This window comes from Streptomyces aurantiacus (assembly GCF_027107535.1).
GTDB lineage: Bacteria > Actinomycetota > Actinomycetes > Streptomycetales > Streptomycetaceae > Streptomyces.
In genome coordinates this window covers 291,785-310,428 of record NZ_CP114283.1, presented here as the reverse complement: position 1 = coordinate 310,428, position 18,644 = coordinate 291,785, and the positions used below count along the sequence as shown (strand labels likewise).

General features: G+C 72.1%; 15 protein-coding genes. 3 read left to right on the top strand and 12 right to left on the bottom strand.

Annotated elements, in window-relative coordinates; genetic code table 11:
• Window positions 1–46: 46 nt before the first annotated feature.
• The 10 genes from kynU to O1Q96_RS03025 form a co-directional block, all read right to left on the bottom strand.
• The gene (kynU, locus tag O1Q96_RS03070; RefSeq protein ID WP_269246739.1) at window positions 47–1,324 is read right to left on the bottom strand and encodes a kynureninase; all 1,278 of its coding nucleotides are present in this window, start codon (window positions 1,322–1,324) and stop codon (window positions 47–49) included.
• Window positions 1,317–2,162, bottom strand: a complete 846-nt coding sequence (locus tag O1Q96_RS03065) for a tryptophan 2,3-dioxygenase family protein (protein ID WP_269246738.1) — start codon at window positions 2,160–2,162, stop codon at window positions 1,317–1,319. Before O1Q96_RS03065 ends, kynU begins: the two co-directional genes overlap by 8 nt.
• A 199-nt stretch (window positions 2,163–2,361) precedes the next feature.
• Window positions 2,362–2,775, bottom strand: a complete 414-nt coding sequence (locus O1Q96_RS03060; protein ID WP_189773089.1) for a DUF3151 domain-containing protein — start codon at window positions 2,773–2,775, stop codon at window positions 2,362–2,364.
• Between the two features lie 226 nt (window positions 2,776–3,001).
• The gene (locus O1Q96_RS03055) at window positions 3,002–4,495 is read right to left on the bottom strand and encodes an MFS transporter (RefSeq protein WP_269246737.1); all 1,494 of its coding nucleotides are present in this window, start codon (window positions 4,493–4,495) and stop codon (window positions 3,002–3,004) included.
• Window positions 4,496–4,763: 268 nt separating this feature from the next.
• Window positions 4,764–5,786, bottom strand: a complete 1,023-nt coding sequence (gene fbaA / locus O1Q96_RS03050; protein ID WP_217458291.1) for a class II fructose-bisphosphate aldolase — start codon at window positions 5,784–5,786, stop codon at window positions 4,764–4,766.
• Window positions 5,787–6,016: 230 nt separating this feature from the next.
• Entirely contained in the window at window positions 6,017–6,589 is a 573-nt protein-coding gene (gene pyrE, locus O1Q96_RS03045) for an orotate phosphoribosyltransferase (RefSeq protein ID WP_269246736.1), read from the bottom strand.
• 20 nt (window positions 6,590–6,609) lie between these two features.
• Window positions 6,610–7,407 (bottom strand): aldose epimerase family protein, encoded by a 798-nt coding sequence (locus O1Q96_RS03040; protein WP_269246735.1) that lies wholly within the window; start codon window positions 7,405–7,407, stop codon window positions 6,610–6,612.
• A gap of 520 nt (window positions 7,408–7,927) precedes the next feature.
• Window positions 7,928–8,932: an SRPBCC family protein gene (locus O1Q96_RS03035; protein WP_269246734.1), complete on the bottom strand. Its 1,005-nt coding sequence runs from the start codon at window positions 8,930–8,932 to the stop codon at window positions 7,928–7,930.
• Window positions 8,933–9,010: 78 nt separating this feature from the next.
• Window positions 9,011–10,624, bottom strand: coding sequence for a polyamine aminopropyltransferase (locus O1Q96_RS03030; RefSeq protein WP_269246733.1), 1,614 nt, complete (start codon window positions 10,622–10,624; stop codon window positions 9,011–9,013).
• 114 nt (window positions 10,625–10,738) lie between these two features.
• On the bottom strand, window positions 10,739–11,257 hold the full coding sequence (locus O1Q96_RS03025; RefSeq protein ID WP_269246732.1) for a DUF2617 family protein: 519 nt from the start codon (window positions 11,255–11,257) through the stop codon (window positions 10,739–10,741).
• Between the two features lie 878 nt (window positions 11,258–12,135).
• Between O1Q96_RS03025 and O1Q96_RS03020 the strand changes: the two genes are divergently transcribed.
• Together O1Q96_RS03020 and O1Q96_RS03015 are read left to right on the top strand one after the other, a co-directional pair.
• Window positions 12,136–13,353 carry a pyridoxal phosphate-dependent aminotransferase gene (locus O1Q96_RS03020; protein WP_269246731.1) on the top strand — a complete coding sequence of 406 codons (1,218 nt, stop codon included), beginning with the start codon at window positions 12,136–12,138 and terminating at the stop codon, window positions 13,351–13,353.
• A gap of 148 nt (window positions 13,354–13,501) precedes the next feature.
• Window positions 13,502–14,695, top strand: coding sequence for a hypothetical protein (locus O1Q96_RS03015; RefSeq protein ID WP_419586415.1), 1,194 nt, complete (start codon window positions 13,502–13,504; stop codon window positions 14,693–14,695).
• 59 nt (window positions 14,696–14,754) lie between these two features.
• Here the strand turns inward: O1Q96_RS03015 and O1Q96_RS03010 are convergent, their stop codons facing one another.
• Both O1Q96_RS03010 and clpB read right to left on the bottom strand, forming a co-directional pair.
• Complete coding sequence (locus O1Q96_RS03010) at window positions 14,755–15,282, bottom strand: YbjN domain-containing protein (RefSeq protein WP_269246730.1); 528 nt, start codon at window positions 15,280–15,282, stop codon at window positions 14,755–14,757.
• Window positions 15,283–15,372: 90 nt separating this feature from the next.
• The gene (clpB, locus tag O1Q96_RS03005; protein ID WP_269246729.1) at window positions 15,373–18,018 is read right to left on the bottom strand and encodes an ATP-dependent chaperone ClpB; all 2,646 of its coding nucleotides are present in this window, start codon (window positions 18,016–18,018) and stop codon (window positions 15,373–15,375) included.
• A 195-nt stretch (window positions 18,019–18,213) separates the two neighbouring features.
• Between clpB and O1Q96_RS03000 the strand changes: the two genes are divergently transcribed.
• Complete coding sequence (locus tag O1Q96_RS03000) at window positions 18,214–18,627, top strand: pyridoxamine 5'-phosphate oxidase family protein (RefSeq protein ID WP_269246728.1); 414 nt, start codon at window positions 18,214–18,216, stop codon at window positions 18,625–18,627.
• Window positions 18,628–18,644: the final 17 nt, after the last annotated feature.

Sequence of the window (18,644 nt, the reverse complement as noted above, 5' to 3'; positions counted from 1 at the left end):
CCTGGCCGGCCCCGTCCTGAACGACCCGTCCTGAACGACCCTCTCGTCAGACGCCGGACGGGCTGAGGTGCTCGGGCCGGAAGATCTCCCCCAGCACCCGTGCCGCCCGCTCCACGTCCCCGAATCCCACGTACAGCGGTGTGAAACCGAAGCGCAGGATGTCCGGTTCGCGGAAGTCGCCGACCACTCCGCGCCCGATCAGGCGGCGCATCACCTCGCCCGCGTCGGCGCAGCGCAGCGCGACCTGGCTGCCCCGCTCGGTGTGGGCGGACGGGGTCACCGACTCCACGGCCCCCTCGGGCACGTACGCCGCGACGCACTCCAGGAAGAAGTCCGTCAGTGCGAGGGACTTGGCACGGACCGCCTCGATCGAGACGTCGTCCCAGACCTCCAGAGCCGCCTCCAGGGCGAGCATGGAGAGGATGTCCGGGGTGCCGACGCGACCGCGGACGGCCCCGGGGGCCGGGGTGTAGTCCGGGTCCATGCCGAACGGGTCGGCGTGCGAGTTCCAGCCCGGCAGTGGTGAGTCGAAGCGTGCCTGGTGGTCCCGGCGGACGTAGAGGTACGCCGGTGAACCGGGGCCGCCGTTCAGGTACTTGTAGGTGCAGCCGACCGCCAGGTCCACGCCGTGTTCGTCGAGACCGACCGGCAGGGCGCCGGCACTGTGGCAGAGGTCCCAGACGGCGACGGCTCCCACGGCGTGGATCGCCGCCGTCAGGGACGGCAGGTCGTGCAGCCGGCCCGTGCGGTAGTCGACGTGGTTCAGCAGCACCGCCGCCGTACGTTCGCTCAGGGCACCCCGCACCTCGCCGGGCGCCACCGGGCGCAGCGTGCAGCCCGTGAGCCGCGCGGCCGACGCGGCGATGTAGCCGTCCGTGGGGAACGTCGTCGCGTCGACCAGGACCTCGTTGCGAAGGCCCGGGCCGTTCCCGCCCTCTTCCTGCCCGGCCGCGAGCCGGACCGCGCCCACAACCGCCTTGAACACGTTGACACTTGTCGAGTCGCCGACGACGATCTGCCCCGCCGCCGCGCCCACCAGCGGCGCGATCCGGTCGCCGATCCGCTCCGGCGCGGTCCACCAGCCGCTCTCGTCCCACGACCGGATCCGCAGCGAACCCCACTGCCGGCGCACGACGTCCTCGACCCGCCCGGGCACCGAGCGCGGCAGCGCGCCGAGCGAGTTCCCGTCCAGGTACACCGTGTCGTCCAGCACGAACTGCGCGCGCAGCTTGCCCAGTTCGTCCACGGCGTCCAGCGCGGCCGCCCTCTCGGCATACGACCCGTCCGACCTGTCCGAACCATGCGACCCGTACGGCTCAGACATGGGACCGCGCCGTCCACAGCTCGGGGAACACGTTCTTGCGGGCCCGCTTCTCCAGCCAGGCCACACCGGCCGAGCCGCCCGTGCCCGTCTTCGAGCCCATCGCCCGCCGGGTGGCGACGAGATGGTCGTTGCGCCAGCGCCACACGAGTTCGGCGACATCGGTCAACGCCTCGCCGAGCCGGGCGAGTTCGGCGCTCTCGTCCCCGGCGTACAGGTCCGTCCAGACGGCCTCGACCTCGGGCGACGGCTCGTAACGCTGGGACACGTCACGTTCGACGACCGAGGCGGGGATCGCGTGCCCGCGTCGCGCGAGCAGCCGCAGCACCTCGTCGTACAGGCCCGGTTCGTGCAGGGCCTTCTCCAGCTCGGCGTGGACGCGGGGCGCGCCCCGGTGCGGCACCAGCATGGACGCCGACTTGTCGCCGAGCAGGAACTCCATCCGCCGGTACATCGCGGACTGGAAACCGGAGCCCTCACCGAGAGCGCTGCGGTACGAGTTGAACTGGGCCGGAGTGAGCTGGCCGAGCGGCTTCCAGGAGGCGGTCAGCGCCTCCAGCTCCCGTACCGAGCGCTTGAGGGCCGCCACCGCGACCGGCACCCGGTCCTCGCGCAGCGCCTTCGCCGCGGTCTCCCACTCGTGGACGATGACGGTGAACCACAGCTCCATGACCTGGGTCGTCACCAGGAAGACCATCTCGCCGGGGTCGTCGGAGAGGGTGTGCTGGAGGTGGGTGAGGACGTCCGCCTGGACGTAGTCCTCGTACGGGGTCGTGCCCTGGAAGTCGAGATGCGGGGTCTCGGGCTCCGAAGCCTCTTGGGGCTGAGCCTGTTGGGACATCGCTGTCTCCTGCTGTACTCCGGGTAGCGGTCCGCCCCTGCCGAATTCCGACACGGGGGCCCCGGTCCCCAACGGCATACTCCACAATCCTGCCCCGAAACCGCAAGGTCCGCCTGGTCACACCAGGCGGACCTGCACAGACACGGCCCCTCGGCGGCGGGCGGGGCCGGACCCGCCCGCTCCTCGGCGGCCGGCGGAGCTAGCCCAGGGTCTGGGCCGCCGCCGGGGAGGAGTCCTTCAGGAACTGCGAGCAGCGCTCGTACTCCTCCTGCTCGCCGATCGCCTGGGCGGCGCGGGCGAGGCCGTGCAGGGCGCGCAGGAAGCCGCGGTTCGGCTCGTGCTCCCACGGCACCGGGCCGTGGCCCTTCCAGCCGCCCCGCCGCAGGGAGTCGAGGCCTCGGTGGTAGCCGGTACGGGCGTACGCGTACGACTCGACGACACTGCCGCGCTCGTACGCCTCGTCGGCCAGCTGGGCCCAGGCGAGCGAGGAGGTCGGGTACTTCGCGGCGACGTCGGCCGGTGCGGTGCCGTTCGCCAGGAGCTCGCGCGGCTCCGGGTCGTCGGGCAGGTGGGTCGGGGGCGGTCCCCCGAGGAGGTTCTCGTGAATGGACATGGGTTCCAGTCTGCCTGCCCCGGGCGCCCACGTGCGCCGCGCGGGCCGCATTACTCGAACCGCGAACGCAAACGCGACGTGAACGGGTGGGCGGACCGGGGGACCGGTGGGCGGACCGGTGGCGGGATGTCCGGATGTCCGGACGTCCGGATGGCTGGGTGCCGAGGCCGATCAGGCGGAGTGCCGAGCGGGCGAGGGCGGGCAGGCAAGGGCGAGCGGGCGAGGGCTACTCGAGACGCCCGCGCGACTGGTTCGGCTCCAGCGGCGGGGCCGTCACCCCGCCGTGCGTGAGGCATTCCGGGCGCAGGCAGCCCGGCGGCGGCTTCCGTACCGTCGCGAAGGCGATCACCGCGCCCACGAGCAGGAGGCCCGCACACAGGGGCATGGCCCGGCGGAAGGCCTCGTCGAAGGCGTCCGCCGAGCGGTACGCCTCCTCGCCCATGCCGACCAGCAGCGGCAGCGCGGCCACCGCGACAAGACCCGCGGCACGGGCCGCCGCGTTGTTGACCCCGCTGGCCAGGCCCGCCCGGCCCATGTCCACGGAGGCGAGCACGGTCGCGGTGAGGGGCGCGACCAGGGTCACCATGCCGAGGCCGAGCACCAGGACGGCGGGCAGCACGTCACGCACGTACGACGCGTCCTCGCCCACCCGCAGCATCAGCAGCATCCCGGCCGCGCACAGCAGCGGGCCCACGGTGAGCGGGATGCGGGGGCCCACGCGCTGGGCGAGCTCGCCGGAGCGGGCCGACAGGAACAGCATCAGGACCGTCGTCGGCAGCAGGGCCGTACCGGCGCCGAGGGCCGTGTATCCGGCCACGACCTGCAACTGGAGCACGGACAGGAAGAAGAAGCCGCCGAAGGCCGCGTACACGCACAGCGTGACGAGGTTGACCGCCGTGAACTGGCGCGACGCGAAGATGTCGAGCGGCATCATCGGGTCGGCCCGCCGCCGCTCCACGGCCACGAAGGCGACGCCCGCCGCGACACCGGCGGACGCCGTCACCGCCACGACGGGCACCGAGCCGCCCGGCGCCTCGATGAGGGCGTACGTCACCAGGGCCAGCGCCAGCGCGCCGAGGGCGGCGCCGAGCACGTCGAAGCCACGCCCGTGGACCCGGTCGTCCTTCGACTCCGGTACGTGACGCAGGGCGACCGGCACACACAGCAGCGCGAGCGGAACGTTGAGGAGGAACACCCAGCGCCAGCCGGGGCCGTCCACCAGCCAGCCGCCCAGAAAGGGGCCGACCGCCGCGCCGATGCCGCCGAAACCCGACCACAGGCCCACGGCCCTCGCCCGGTCGTCCGGGTGGAACGAGGCCTGGATCAGCGCGAGCGAACCGGGCGTGAGCAGCGCGCCGCCGATGCCCTGCAGCGCGCGGGCCGCGATGAGCACGCCCTCGTCGGGCGCGAGCCCGCACAGCAGCGAGGCCACCGCGAACCAGACCACGCCGACGACGAACACCTTCCGCCGTCCGAAGCGGTCACCGAGGGCTCCGCCCAGGAGGATCAGGCCCGCGAGAGTCAGCATGTAGGCGTTGGCGGTCCACTGGAGACCGGCCAGGTCCGCGTCGAGGTCGCGGCCGATCGTGGGCAGCGCGACGTTCACCACGGTCGAGTCCAGCAGCGCCATGCTCGACCCGAGCACCGTGGTCAGCAGGATCCACTTCCCGGCGGGACTGGACATCCTGACGGCCGGATTCGCCTGCGAAGGGGCAGCCATGCCCCGGATCATACGGACACCGGAGCAAACGGACACCGGGGCGGCGCAGACCGGAGCGGACGCAGACCGGGGCGGACGTCCGCCGGAACGAGAGACGCCGGAGTGACGGGACACCGGGGTGCCGGGACACCCGGGGAGTGGCAGGACGCCCGGGGGCGGGACACCGGAGCCGAGGGCGGAGCGACGCCGGAGCACAGAGGCGTGCGGACGCACGGCGGGGCCCGGCTCCCCGAAGGGAACCGGGCCCCGCCGCCGGAGGGCCGGGTGCCTACTTGATCTTCGTGCCCGTGGAGCGCAGGTTGCCGCAGGCTTCGGTGACCCGCGCGGCCATCGAGGCCTCGGCGAGCTTGCCCCAGGTGCGGGGGTCGTACGTCTTCTTGTTGCCGACCTCGCCGTCGACCTTCAGGACGCCGTCGTAGTTGCGGAACATGTGGTCCGCGACCGGGCGCGTGAACGCGTACTGCGTGTCGGTGTCCAGGTTCATCTTCACGACGCCGTTCTCCAGCGCGGTGGCGATCTCCTCGGCCGTGGAGCCGGAGCCGCCGTGGAAGACGAAGTCGAACGGGGACGGCTTGCCGTACTTGGCGCCGACGCCCTCGTTCAGCTCCTTGAGGAGCTCGGGACGGAGCACCACGTTGCCCGGCTTGTAGACGCCGTGCACGTTGCCGAAGGACGCGGCCAGGAGGTAGCGGCCCTTCTCGCCGAGACCGAGGGCCTCGGCGGTACGGATCGCGTCGTCGACCGTCGTGTAGAGGGAGTCGTTGATCTCGTGCGAGACACCGTCCTCCTCGCCACCGGTCGGGGTGATCTCGACCTCGAGGATGATCTTCGCGGCGACGGCGCGGGCCAGCAGCTCCTGGCCGATGGCGAGGTTGTCCGCGAGGGTCTCCGCCGAGCCGTCCCACATGTGGGACTGGAACAGCGGGTTCTCGCCGCGGGCCACGCGCTCCTCGGAGACCGCGATCAGCGGACGCACGTACCCGTCGAGCTTGTCCTTCGGGCAGTGGTCCGTGTGCAGGGCGACCGTGATGTCGTACTTCTTGGCGACGATGTGCGCGAACTCGGCCAGGGCGACCGAGCCGGTCACCATGTCCTTGTTGTGCTGGCCGCCCAGGAACTCCGCACCGCCGGTGGAGATCTGGATGATGCCGTCGCTCTCGGCCTCCGCGAACCCGCGCAGCGCAGCGTGCAGGGTCTGGGACGAGGTCACGTTGATGGCCGGGTAGGCGAACTTGCCTGCCTTCGCCCGGTCGAGCATCTCGTTGTAGACCTCGGGGGTTGCGATCGGCATCTGTCCGCTCCTTGTGTATGTGCGGGTGGCGTTCTGCTGCTTACGGCCCTGACCTAGGGAGTGACGTCATCGTCGTCCCCATCTTTCCAGACTTGACCGGATGCTCCGGCCTCGGTGTTCGACCCTGTGGACAACTGATCATCTGTGGACAGGCACCCGGGGCCGGGCCGGTCGGCGCCGGTCGGCCCGGTCGGGGGCCGGTTCAGTCGGGCCGGTTCAGTCGGGCCGGTTCAGTCGAGGCCCAGCTCGTCCTTGGAGTACGCGAAGAGGTACGGGACGCCGGCGCCTTCCTGGATCTTCTCCGCGGCGCCGGTGGCGCGGTCGACGATGGTCGCCACGCCGACGACCTCCGCACCGGCCTCCCGCACGGCCTCGACGGCGGTGAGCGGGGAGCCACCGGTGGTCGAGGTGTCCTCGACCACCAGGACGCGGCGGCCGCGGATCTCGGGGCCCTCCACGCGCCGCTGCAGGCCGTGCGCCTTCGCCGCCTTGCGGACCACGAAGGCGTCGAGGCGCCGGCCGCGCGTCGCAGCGGCGTGCAGCATGGACGCCGCCACCGGGTCGGCGCCCATGGTGAGGCCGCCGACCGCGTCGAAGTCCAGGTCCGCCGTCAGGTCGAGCAGTACCTGGCCGACCAGCGGGGCGGCCTCGCCGTCCAGCGTGATCCGCCGCAGGTCGACGTAGTAGTCGGCCTCCAGACCCGAGGAGAGGGTCACCCGGCCGTGCACCACGGCCTTGTCCTTGATCTGCTGCAGCAGCTCGCCGCGTGTGCCTGCCGGTCCTGCTTCGTTGACGTCGCTCATGCGTGTCAGCTTAGAGGCGCTCAGAGGTGCCGCCAGGTCCAGGTGGTGGCGGCTTCGAGGGGCTCGATCGGGGTGACCAGACGGGGCAGGGTGTTGAGCCCGTTGGGCGGGCCGGTCTGCGGTTCCACGCAGACCGCGGCCTCCTGCTCGTCGTACACGACGACCCACTTCTCGCGGCTGGTCACGTTCAGCTCCAGCTGTCCGGGCCAGGTGAGAGTGACGTCGACGCCGTCGGGCATCCCGAAGCAGTCGTCCCACGGGCTCGGCCGCGGGTCGATACGGCGGCCGGTCGGCAGGTGGTCGTCGCCCCGCTCCTCCTGCCAGGCGGCGGTGAAGTCGACGCGCGCGTCCTGGGCGCCCTCGCCGCCGAGGTTGCGGTTGAACCAGGGGTGCCAGCCGATCTGCGCCGGGAAGGAGTCGCCGTACGTCTCCACCGACATGGTCAGCGTCAGGAAGTCCTCGGTCAGCGTGACGGCCTGGGTGACGCGGCCGGTGTACGGCCACGGTTCGACGAGGTCGTACGTGATGACGGCCTCGCTCCCGCTCCTGCGGGCCGTGCGCCAGGAACCGTCGCGGGCGGTGCCGTGGATGGCGTGCGGTGGGGAGTTGAGGGGGAGCTGGTGGGGGACGGCGCCGTTCAGGAAGTGACCGTCCCTGGTGCGGCCGCACCACGGGACCATGGGGAAGCAGCCGAACTTCGCGCCCTGGCGCAGCAGTTCGACGCCGCCGATCCTCAGTCCGCCGATCCGTCCGCCGTTGCCCGGCTGCACGGTCGCCTCCGCGTTGCCGGCGGTCAGCGTGATGTCTTCGTTACTCACGCGCACGACCCTACGGGGTTGTGGGTGGGGTGGGGGCCGGAGGGGGCTGATCGTGCCCCACCGGCCCGGGACGGGCGGCCCGGGACGTGCCCCACCGGCCCGGGATGGGCAGCCCGGGGCGTGCCCCACCGGCCCGGGATGCGGCGGCTCGGGACGTGCCCCCCGGCCCGAGATGCGGGCGGCTCGGGACGTGCCTCGGCCGCAGGTGCGCGTGGGCTGGTCGCGCAGTTCCCCTCGCCCCTGGTGGACTTCCGCTCACCTGTCCCGTGCGGGTGGGCGATGGTTGAGCGCGCAGTTCCCCGCGCCCCTGGTGGGAGGATGCGGCAGTCGGTCGGCCGGGGCTGCTCGCGGGCCGAGCGTGCAGTTCCTCGCGCCCCTGGTGGGGGATGCGGCAGTCGGTCGGTTGCGTGTCCGGCGGGGGCGCAGCCCCGTCTTTCAGGGGCGCGGGCAACTGCGCGGCCCGCCCCCACCGGCCCGCAGCCGAGGCACCTCCCCACCCCGCCCCACCAAAGCGGAGCGTCTAGCGGCGCTTGCGGAGGACTCTGCCCACGACGATGGCCGAGGCCACGACGAAGGCCGCCGCGGGGGCCGCCCAGCGAAGGGCCACCCCGGTCCCCGAGGACTCGGGCGCCGGCACCGGGGCGTACCGGCCACGCGGAGGCGCGTGGTCGACCTCCTCCGCGCTGCGGCCGATCATCGTGCGCCGTGCGTGCGCCGCTTCGGCCGGGGCCCCGGGCGGCAGAGTGGCGTCGTCGTCCTCGAAACCGCCCTCGAAGTCGCCTTCCGCGAAGGGGACGGGTGCCGAGGGCGGCAACTCGGTCTCGTCGGCGGAGGCACGTTCCTCGGCGGACTCGGGCTCGTCCCCGGACACCGACTCGTCCGCAGACACGGGTTCCTTCCCGGACACCGGCTCCGCCGAGGCCGAGGGCTCCCCCGCAGCAGGCGTCTCTTCCGGAGCCTGGGGCTTCTCCGCGGGCGAGGGCTCTTCCGAACCTTGAGCCTTGCCCTCCGCCGGAGGCCTCTTCGAAGGTGAGGGCGCCTCGGGCTGCCGGGGCTTCGTGTCGGTGGGCCCGGACCCCGGCGCCGTCGTACCCGGTGTCGACGTCGACGTCGTAGCCAGGTGTTCCGCGAAACGGGTCAGCAGACGGGTCGCCGCCGAGGTCACCTCGTCCGTCGGCAGTTCGGTGACGCGGCCGTCCGCCGAGACCGTACCGGTGAAGGTGAGGGTCGAGCCGTCCTCCGCCGGGCGGAGCGCCAGGGTGAGGGCGAGCTTCACCGAACCGGTGCCGCGGGCCTCCGTGGCGTCGGCCTCGACGGAGTACGACCCGTCGTCGCGCGGAGAGACGCCGAGCGTCCCGCGGTACGTGATGCTGTGGCTGCCGATGCGCACCTTCAGACGGCCTGAGACGGGCGCCGTCCCCGCGTCCTGGTGGAGGCCGGGCAGCGCCCGCGCCACCCTCGCGGGATCGGCGAGAGCCTCGCGCAGACGCTCGACGGAAACCGGAACGAACACCTCATGCTCCATGTCGGCCGAGCCTACCCAGCCCCACCCGTACCGCACCCGGACATGAAGGGATTCCCCCGGATCCGCGCGCAGACGGACTCAGTCGGCGTACCGCGGATGTACGAGCGTGGAGGGCGGGAGGCCCGTGCGCCGGGTGCGCTCCACCGCCCGGACGCCCGCCTGGAGGGACGGCACACCCGGAGCGCCCTGCGCCGTCCGCAGGTGGGGCCGCGTGCGCGACGCGAGCACGTACCCCCAGTCGTGCGGGATCCGCGACCCGCCCGCCGTGTCGGTGTCGCGGCCGCCGACGGAGTACGGCACGGTCCGCAGCCCGGCCGCCCGGACCGTCGTGTCGACGGTCCAGAAGGCCCGCGGCCGTGACGCCACGGGACCGGCGTGCACGACGAGCCGCCCGCCGTCCGCGAGGACCCCGCGGGCCAGTCCGTAGAACTCCTGCGAGTACAGCTTCGTGCTGGACGTGTTGCCGGGGTCCGGCAGGTCGGAGACCACCACGTCGTACGCGTCCCGCGGGGCCTGCCGCAGCCAGCCGAAGGCGTCCTCGGTGACGACGCGCACCCGCGGGTCCCGGTACGCGTGCCCGTTCAGCGCGGACAGCGCGGGATCGGTGCGCGCCAGCTTCACGAACTCCGCGTCGAGTTCCACGACGTCGACGTGCCGTACGCCCCGGTGCCGCAGCACCTCGCGCAGGGCGAGTCCGTCGCCGCCGCCGAGGACGAGCACGCGCGCGTGCCGGCCGTTCATCGCGGGGTGGACGAGTGCTTCGTGGTAGCGGCGCTCGTCGCTGCCGCTGATCCGGAGGTGTCCGTCGAGGAAGAGGTCGAGCCGTCGGCCGTGCTCGTCGCCGGTGAGGACGACCTCCTGGACGTCGGTGTGCGTCGCCACGCGTACGTCCCTGCCGTAGACCGCGTGCCGCGCGGCCCGCTCGAAGTCGTCGACGAGGACGGCGGCCGACGCGAGCACCGCGAGCACGAGGAGGTTGGCGACGATCAGCAGGCGGCGGCCGCGCCGCGTCAGGTCCTGCCGGAACAGGCCGAGGACGAGTGCGCCGCCCGCGATCGCGTTGACCATGCCGGTGATCAGCGTCGCGGTCAACTGCCCGAGCAGGGGCAGCAGAAGGAAGGGGAACGCGAGTCCGCCGGCCAGGGCGCCCACGTAGTCCGCGGCGAACAGGTCGGCCACCGCGCCGCCCGCGTCCTGTCTGCGGACGCGCTGGATCAGCTCCATCAGCAGGGGGACTTCGGCGCCGATGAGCAGGCCGATGGCGAGGGAGAAGGCGACGAGGACGTAACTGGAGCCGCCCGCCCAGGCGCCGCCCCAGTCCCCGGTCCAGGCGAAGACCGCGTACAGAGCCATCGCGCTGCAGCCGCCGACCAGGGCGAGCAGGGCCTCGACGGCGCCGAAACCGGCCGCGGCGCGACAGCGCAGGCGTTTGGCGAGGAGCGAGCCGATGCCCATCGCGAAGACCATGACGGACAGGACGACGGAGGCCTGGGTGACGGAGTCGCCGATCAAGTACGAGGCGAGGGCGACCAATTCGAGTTCGTAGACGAGTCCGCAGGCCGCGCAGACGAAGACGCCGGTGAGGACGAGGAACCGGCCGGTGGCCGGCCTGACCGGCAGGCGCGCCGGGCCCGGACCACCCCGGGGCGGCGGGGCCGTGTCGGGCGGGGCGGGGGCGTGCGGCTCGATCACCCAGGGAACGCTACGTCACCGCTCCACTGCGTCCTGTCACCCACACGTGTGGAAAGTGCGGCCTCTACGCATACTTTGGCCAGGCCCCGCACGCGCCGTGAGCGGCTCTTCGGGTCAGAGGGGGGCCGGGATGCGTACCCCCACCCTCGTGCGGGTGGCGACCAGTTGGCCGTCCTGGGGATAGGCGTGCCAGGTGCGCCAGTGCACCTGGCCCTCGTGTTGTTGCGCGAGCATCGCGGTGAAGGCGTGGGGGCTGCCGGGGAAGACCCCCGCCAGACCGTTCGGATGGTCGGAGACGAGGGCGAGCAACTCCTGGGCCCGGCCCGCGAAGGAGCCGCGCGACAGCGTCTCCACGCGCGCCGCGAACTCGTACTCCCAGTCGCCCACCCGCTTGGCGACACCGAGAGGCAGCGCCGTGCTGCTTCCGGCGATGCAGGCGACGGTCTCCGAGCAGATGCCCCGGTCCTCCTCCAGGAGCACCTGGTGGGACGCTCCGAGCAGGCGCAACTGGAGCTTCGCGTCCGCGAGTTCGAGGTCGAGTGTGGCGAGCGCGGGCAGCGGTTCGCGTCCGAGTGCCCAGGCGAGGTCGGCCGCGCGCGTGTCGGTGTAGGCGGTGTTGAGGGTCGTGAGCATGGGTCGGCTCCGCTGCACGCAAGGGTGGGGGTCGATCCGTCGCACCCCGGTCGGCGCCGGGCGGGGGCTGGGCCCGGTCGGCCAGGTCAGAGAGATGTTCCGGGGTCTGCGTCGGCGATAACGAGGGAATCATGAACGGCGCGTCCGCCACAGCGTTTTTACCCAACTTCGGAGGGTTTCCATCCCCCCGAGGGCTCCACAGCTCAACTGTTCAACCAGAAGGTGCGCCCTTAGCTCACACGTGCGCCTTCACGCCCCCGTCACCCGCCGACGCTCACCGCCCCCGCACGCCTGCGCACGCCCCCGGGACCGCGCGCAGGACTCGCCGAAGCCCTTCGACGGACCCCACCGGACCCACCGGACCCACCGGGCCCGTCGACGGCGAAGCGCCCGCCGGGGGACGGCCCCGGCGGGCGCTCGTGGTGCCGGACGGTCCGGACACGGTTCCTCCGTCCGGAGCTCAGCTGCCCCGTGTCAGCTGCCTCCGCCGCATCCGCCCCCGCCGCCGCCCCCGCAGGACGACCCGCCGCCGCACGACGAGGAACTCCCCGACGAACAGCCGACGCCGCCGCCCCCGCCCGAGCCGCCTGCCCACCAGCTGTGCGCGGGCCGCCGCGAACGCCTTCTGCTGCCCCTCCTGCCGGCGGACACGAGGCCCACGACGACCACCACAACGAACACCGCCAGGATGATGCCTATGAACATGGCGCCACCCTCCTTCCGTTCCCCCGAAGCGGCCCCCCGTGGGCTCTGCTTCTCGCCTGTTTTCTGCTGTGTTTCCTGCCGTACTCCCACGTGTGCTTCCTGCGTGACAGGGGGATGCCCCTTCGGCTCACCGGCCAAAGCAGAGTTGAGCAACTCCAGAGGTTGAGCGCAGGATGGCCGCCATGACCTCCAGCGCACGCCGCCCTCTCCTGAACCGCCACCTCGCCGAGTTCGGCACGACGATCTTCGCCGAGATGTCGGCCCTCGCCCTGAGCACCGGCGCGATCAACCTCGGCCAGGGCTTCCCCGACACGGACGGCCCCGAGGAGATCCGGGAGGCCGCCGTACGGGCGCTGCGCGACGGCCGCGGCAACCAGTACCCGCCCGGCCCCGGCGTCCCCGAGCTGCGTACGGCGATCGCCGCGCACCAGGAGCGCCGGTACGGCCTGACGTACGACCCCGGCACGGAGGTCCTGGTCACGGCGGGCGCGACCGAGGCCATCGCGGCCACCCTGCTCGCCCTGGTGGAGCCCGGCGACGAGGTGATCGCCCTGGAGCCGTACTACGACTCGTACGCGGCCTGCATCGCGATGGCGGGCGGCACCCGCGTGCCGGTCACCCTGCGGCCGCACGAGGAGACCCGCGACGGGGCCGTGCACCGGCGCTTCCGCCTGGACCTGGACGAGCTGCGCGACGCGGTCACGGACAACACCCGGCTGCTGCTGATCAACACCCCGCACAACCCGACCGGCACGGTCCTGACCCGCGAGGAGCTCACGGCGATTGCCGAGCTGGCCGTCGAGCGGGACCTGCTGGTGGTCACCGACGAGGTCTACGAGCACCTGGTCTTCGACGCGGCCGAGCACATCCCGCTCGCGACACTGCCCGGCATGCGCGGCCGTACGGTCACCATCGGGAGCGCGGGCAAGACCTTCTCGTTCACCGGCTGGAAGGTCGGCTGGGTGACGGCCGCGCCGGACCTGGTGACGGCGGTGCGCTCGGCGAAGCAGTACCTGACGTATGTGGCCTCGGGGCCCTTCCAGTACGCGGTCGCCGAGGCGCTGGCGCTGCCCGACACGTACTTCGAGGCGTTCCGCGCGGACATGCACGCCAAGCGGGACCTGCTGAGCACGGGCCTCGCGGAGGCGGGCTTCGCGGTGTTCGAGCCGGCCGGGACCTACTTCGTCACCACCGACGTCCGGCCGCTCGGCGAGAGCGACGGCTTCGCGTTCTGCCGGGCCCTGCCGGAGCGCGCCGGGGTCGTCGCGATCCCGAACGCGGTCTTCTACGACCACCGGCAGGCCGGGGCGCCCTTCGTCCGGTTCGCGTTCTGCAAACAGACGGGAGTGCTGGAGGAGGCCGTGAAGCGCCTCAAGACACTCGCCGGGTGAGGTGGGCCCCGGTGGGCCGGCCGGGGGAAACGGGTGAGGCGTGCCGCTGTCACGGCGACGCGCCGCAGTGGCGGAAAACCGGTGGAATCCGGACCCACTCGGCCGCGCGCTACTCGCAAATGGCACACATTGCCCGCAATCTTCGGGTGTGACCCTCGCGCGTACCCTCACAGCCCCCACCGTCACGCCGCCCGCCTCCGGGGGCCGCGCCCGTCCTCGCCCACCGCTGGCCGCGACGATGGGCACGGCCCTCGGGCTCTTCATGGCCGTCCGGCTGCTGGGCGTCACGGCCGTGGCCATGACCGCCTGGGCGACCGGCGGGCATCCGGTCCTCCTGCTCGGGCGGTCCTGGGACTCCCTCTGGTACCTGCGGATCGCCGGAGACGGCTACGGGCGCACCTTCCACTACCACCCCACCGTCGTCCACAGCGACCTGGCGTTCTTCCCGCTCTACCCGGGGCTGCTCCGGTCCGTCACCGAGCTGACCCCGCTCAGCGGTCCCGGCGCGGGCCTGCTGGTCTCCTGGACGGCCGCGGGGGTCGCCGCCTGCGGGATCTACGCGATCGGGGCCCGGCTGCACGACCGGGCCGTCGCCACCGCCCTGGTGCTCCTGTGGGGCCTGATGCCGCACTCCGTCGTGCTGTCGATGGCGTACACGGAACCGGTGCTGACCGCCTTCGCCGCATGGTCCCTGTACGCCGTCCTCACCGGCCGCTGGGTGTGGGCGGGCGCCCTCGCGGCGGGCGCGGGACTGGCTCGGCCGAACGGGTTCGCGGTGGCGGCCGCGGTGCTCGTGGCGGCGGCGTACGAGCTGGTCCGGCGGCGCGGAAAAGTTACCCACAGGCTGTGGACGGGCGCGGCGCTCGCACCGCTCGGCTGGACGGCGTACGTGCTGTGGGTGGGGCGGCGGCAGGGCGACCTGCTCGGCGGGTACTTCGAGGTGCAGCGGCTGTGGGGCTCGCGCTTCGACTTCGGCCTGGGCGCGCTGCGCTTCGTCAAACACCTGCTCCTGGACGGCGACCGGCTCGTCTTCCCCATGTCGATGGTGGTCGTGGCGGCGGCACTGCTGCTGTACGGGCTGCTGATCGCGGACCGCGCGCCGCTGCCGCTGCTGGTCTACGCAGGTGTGCTGCTGCTCGTCGCGGTCGGCGGCGCCGGGTTCTTCGAGTGCAAGCCGCGCTTCCTGCTGCCGGCGTTCCCGCTGCTGCTGCCCCTGGCGTGCGCGCTGGTACGGACGGCGAGAGCCCGGCCGTGGCACGCGACCCTGGTGGTCGGCGCCCTGGCCGGGCTCTCGTTCGCGTACGGGGCGTATCTGGTCGTGCTCGCCCACAAGCCGCTGTGAGCCTGCGCGAGGCAGTGCCCTGCGGTGCTGTGCGCCGCGGGGTGGTGTCCGCGTGAGGACTACTCGTCCTCTTCGGGCTTCTCGGCCTCGTCGATCTCCTGCTCCAGGCCGAGCTGCTCGACGAGCCACTTGTCGAACTCGATGGCGGCCCGCACCCAGCTGACCGTCGACGACACGAAGTGCTCCAGGCTGACGCCCGTGCCGATCAGCATCTGTGCCTCGCCGATCAGGCGGACCGTGCCGTCGTCGTGCGTGTGGCTGTAGACCTTGGGCCACAGCGTGCGGCGGTTCCAGTCGTCGATGGACTCGAGAAGCTGGGGCTTCTCCTCGATCTGGTGCGGCCGGTCGTAGAACGTCCGCACCGAGAAGACCTGCTGGTCACCCTCGCCACGGAACATGAAGTACGTACGGAACTGCTCCCACGGCGCCGCGAGGTCGCCCTCGTCGTCGAGGACGTACTTCAGCTCCATCTGGTCCAGGAGCTGCTTCACAAGGTCCTGATCCGGGACGACGGGGCCCGCCGGTCCGCCGGGGTTCGGCTCTGGCTGGCCCCCGAAGTTCGGAATCGAGGACGGGTCGATGCTCACCGTGATTTTCCCTTCGTACGGATTACGCCATCCTCTCCCATCCGGGGCGGGGGCTCGCAACCCCCGCCGCCGTCAGTGACGCAATTCCGCTCAGAGCGTTTTGTCCAGCGCCGGACCTGTCGCCGGACCCTCCGGCCGGTCTGCCTCGGGGCCCGTCGCCGGCCCCACGATCAGCCCGTCGCCGAAGGCGTCCACGCGGACCGTGTCGCCGTCCTTGACCTCGCCCGCGAGGATCTCCTTGGCGAGGCGGTCGCCGATGGCGGTCTGGATGAGGCGGCGCAGGGGCCGGGCTCCGTACGCCGGGTCGTTGCCCTCGTCCGCGAGCCAGGCCAGCGCCTCGTCCGTGACCTCCAGGGTGAGCCGGCGCTCGGCGAGCCGCTTCGCGAGCCGGCCGACCTGGAGCCTGGCGATGCGCTCCAGCTCCGTCTTGTTCAGCGCCGAGAAGACCACCAGGTCGTCGAGCCGGTTGAGGAACTCCGGCTTGAACGAGGCCCTCACCACCTCCAGGACCTGTTCCTTCTTCTCGTGCTCGCTCGTCAGCGGCTCCACCAGGAACTGGCTGCCCAGGTTCGAGGTGAGGACCAGGATGGTGTTGCGGAAGTCGACCGTGCGGCCCTGACCGTCCGTCAGGCGGCCGTCGTCCAGGACCTGGAGCAGGACGTCGAAGACCTCCGGGTGCGCCTTCTCCACCTCGTCCAGGAGCACCACGCTGTACGGGCGGCGGCGGACCGACTCCGTCAGCTGGCCGCCCTCCTCGTAGCCGATGTAGCCGGGAGGCGCGCCCACCAGCCGGGCCACGCTGTGCTTCTCGCCGTACTCCGACATGTCGATGCGGATCATGGCCCGCTCGTCGTCGAAGAGGAAGTCCGCGAGGGCCTTGGCCAGTTCGGTCTTGCCGACGCCGGTCGGGCCGAGGAAGAGGAACGAGCCGGTCGGGCGGTCGGGGTCGGCGATGCCCGCGCGGGTGCGGCGCACGGCGTCCGACACGGCCTGTACGGCTTCGTGCTGGCCGATCAGGCGGCGGCCCAACTCCTCCTCCATGCGCAGGAGTTTCTGCGTCTCGCCCTCCAGGAGGCGGCCGGCGGGGATGCCGGTCCAGGCGGCGACCACGTCGGCGATGTCGTCGGGTCCGACCTCCTCCTTCACCATCGTGCCCTTGGCGGCCTCCACCTCGGCCTCGGAGGCTGCCTCCAAGTCCCTTTCCAGGGTGGGGATCTCGCCGTAGAGGAGCTTGGAGGCGGTGTCGAAGTCGCCGTCGCGCTGGGCCCGTTCGGCCTGTCCGCGCAGTTCGTCGACCTTCTCCTTCAGTTCACCGACGCGGTTGAGGGACTGCTTCTCCTTCTCCCAGCGGGCGGTGAGGCCGCGCAGTTCCTCCTCCTTGTCGGCGAGGTCGCGGCGCAGCTTCTCCAGCCGCTGCTTGGAGGCGGGGTCGGTCTCCTTGTCGAGGGCCAGCTCCTCCATGCGCAGCCGGTCGACGACCCGCTGGAGTTCGTCGATCTCGACGGGGGACGAGTCGATCTCCATCCGCAGCCGGGACGCGGACTCGTCGACGAGGTCGATGGCCTTGTCGGGCAGGAAGCGGGAGGTGATGTAGCGGTCGGAGAGGGTCGCGGCGGCGACGAGGGCGCTGTCCGCGATGACGACCTTGTGGTGCGCCTCGTAGCGTCCCTTGAGTCCGCGCAGGATGGCGATGGTGTCCTCGACGGTCGGCTCGGCGACGAGCACCTGCTGGAAGCGGCGCTCCAGCGCGGGGTCCTTCTCGATGCGCTCGCGGTACTCGTCGAGGGTGGTGGCGCCGACCATGCGCAGTTCGCCGCGGGCGAGCATGGGCTTCAGCATGTTGCCGGCGTCCATGGAGGAGTCGCCGCCGGCGCCCGCGCCCACGACGGTGTGCAGCTCGTCGATGAAGGTGATGATCTGCCCGTCGGAGTCCTTGATCTCCGCGAGCACGGTCTTGAGCCGTTCCTCGAACTCGCCGCGGTACTTGGCGCCCGCGACCATCGCGCCGAGGTCGAGGGAGACGAGCCGCTTGTTCTTGAGGGACTCCGGCACGTCGCCCTTGACGATGCGCTGGGCGAGCCCTTCCACCACGGCGGTCTTGCCGACGCCCGGCTCCCCGATGAGGACGGGGTTGTTCTTGGTGCGCCGGGACAGGACCTGGACGACGCGGCGGATCTCCTGGTCGCGGCCGATGACGGGGTCGAGCTTGCCCTCCCGTGCCGCGGCGGTGAAGTCGGTACCGAACTTTTCGAGAGCCTTGTACTGGCCCTCGGGATCCGGGGTGGTCACCCGGCGCCCTCCCCTGCTCTTCTGGAACGCGTCCAGCAGCTTCTTCGCACTGGCCCCCTGCTGGGAGAGTACGTCTCCGGCGGCGCCCCCCTTGGCGGCGATGCCGATGAGCATGTGCTCGGTGGACAGGTACTCGTCCCCGAGCTCCTTGGCCCGCTCGGCCGCGTCGGCGATGACCGCGAGCAGCTCGCGGTTGGGCTGCGGCGGGGCGACGGTGGAGCCGGTCACGCTGGGCAGCGCGCCGAGGACGCGCTCGGTGCCGGTCCGTACGGCGGCCTGGTCGGCCTCGACCGCGGCCAGCAGGTCGGTGATGTTCTCGTTCTCCTGCCCGGCCAGCAGCGCGAGCAGCAGGTGCGCGGGGGTCAGGTCCGGGTGGCCCTCGGACACGGCCGTGTTGCTGGCCGCGTTGATCGCGTCCCGGCTCCTGTTGGTCAGCTCGGCGTCCACGTTCGCGTTCTCCTCCTCGTGCGTGCTCGTCCTCGTGCTTGTGTTCCGGCGCGCGTCGGGCTCCGGTGTTGGCTGACCCAACCAACGTACACAAAGTTGAGTCTATTCCACTCAAGGGGTTCGGCGGGAGACGTACGGCCGAGTACCGGAGAGGCGGGGACGTCGGCCACCGGGGCGGGGGCTAGGTTCCCGACCATGCCCTCGTACCCCGTAAACCCGCGCGATCCCGACGACTCGTATCTCGGCTTCTGGCGGGAACGTCATCTGTGCACCCTGACCACCCTCCGCCCCGACGGCACCCCGCACGTGGTGCCGGTCGGGGTTACATACGATCCGGAGGCCGGTCTGGCTCGGGTGATCACCAACAAGTCCAGCACGAAGGTACGGAACGTGCTGGCCGCCGGGCCCGACGGGATGCGGGTCGCCGTCTGCCAGGTGGACGGGCGGCGGTGGGCGACCCTGGAGGGGCGGGCCACGGTGTCCACGGACCCCGTGCGGGTCGAGGAGGCGGTGCGCCGCTACGCCGAGCGGTACAGCAGGATGCCCTCGCCCAACCCGTCCCGGGTGGTCATCGAGATCGAACTGACGGCGGCGATGGGGCACGGCTGACGCCGACGGCGGGCGGG

Coding starts and splice junctions, on each gene's coding strand:
- kynU (WP_269246739.1), bottom strand. CDS start 1,324: ATGTCTGAGCCGTACGGGTCGCATGGTTCGGACAGGTCGGACGGGTCG.
- O1Q96_RS03065 (WP_269246738.1), bottom strand. CDS start 2,162: ATGTCCCAACAGGCTCAGCCCCAAGAGGCTTCGGAGCCCGAGACCCCG.
- O1Q96_RS03060 (WP_189773089.1), bottom strand. CDS start 2,775: ATGTCCATTCACGAGAACCTCCTCGGGGGACCGCCCCCGACCCACCTG.
- O1Q96_RS03055 (WP_269246737.1), bottom strand. CDS start 4,495: ATGGCTGCCCCTTCGCAGGCGAATCCGGCCGTCAGGATGTCCAGTCCC.
- fbaA (WP_217458291.1), bottom strand. CDS start 5,786: ATGCCGATCGCAACCCCCGAGGTCTACAACGAGATGCTCGACCGGGCG.
- pyrE (WP_269246736.1), bottom strand. CDS start 6,589: ATGAGCGACGTCAACGAAGCAGGACCGGCAGGCACACGCGGCGAGCTG.
- O1Q96_RS03035 (WP_269246734.1), bottom strand. CDS start 8,932: ATGGAGCATGAGGTGTTCGTTCCGGTTTCCGTCGAGCGTCTGCGCGAG.
- O1Q96_RS03025 (WP_269246732.1), bottom strand. CDS start 11,257: ATGCTCACGACCCTCAACACCGCCTACACCGACACGCGCGCGGCCGAC.
- O1Q96_RS03020 (WP_269246731.1), top strand. CDS start 12,136: ATGGCCGCCATGACCTCCAGCGCACGCCGCCCTCTCCTGAACCGCCAC.
- O1Q96_RS03000 (WP_269246728.1), top strand. CDS start 18,214: ATGCCCTCGTACCCCGTAAACCCGCGCGATCCCGACGACTCGTATCTC.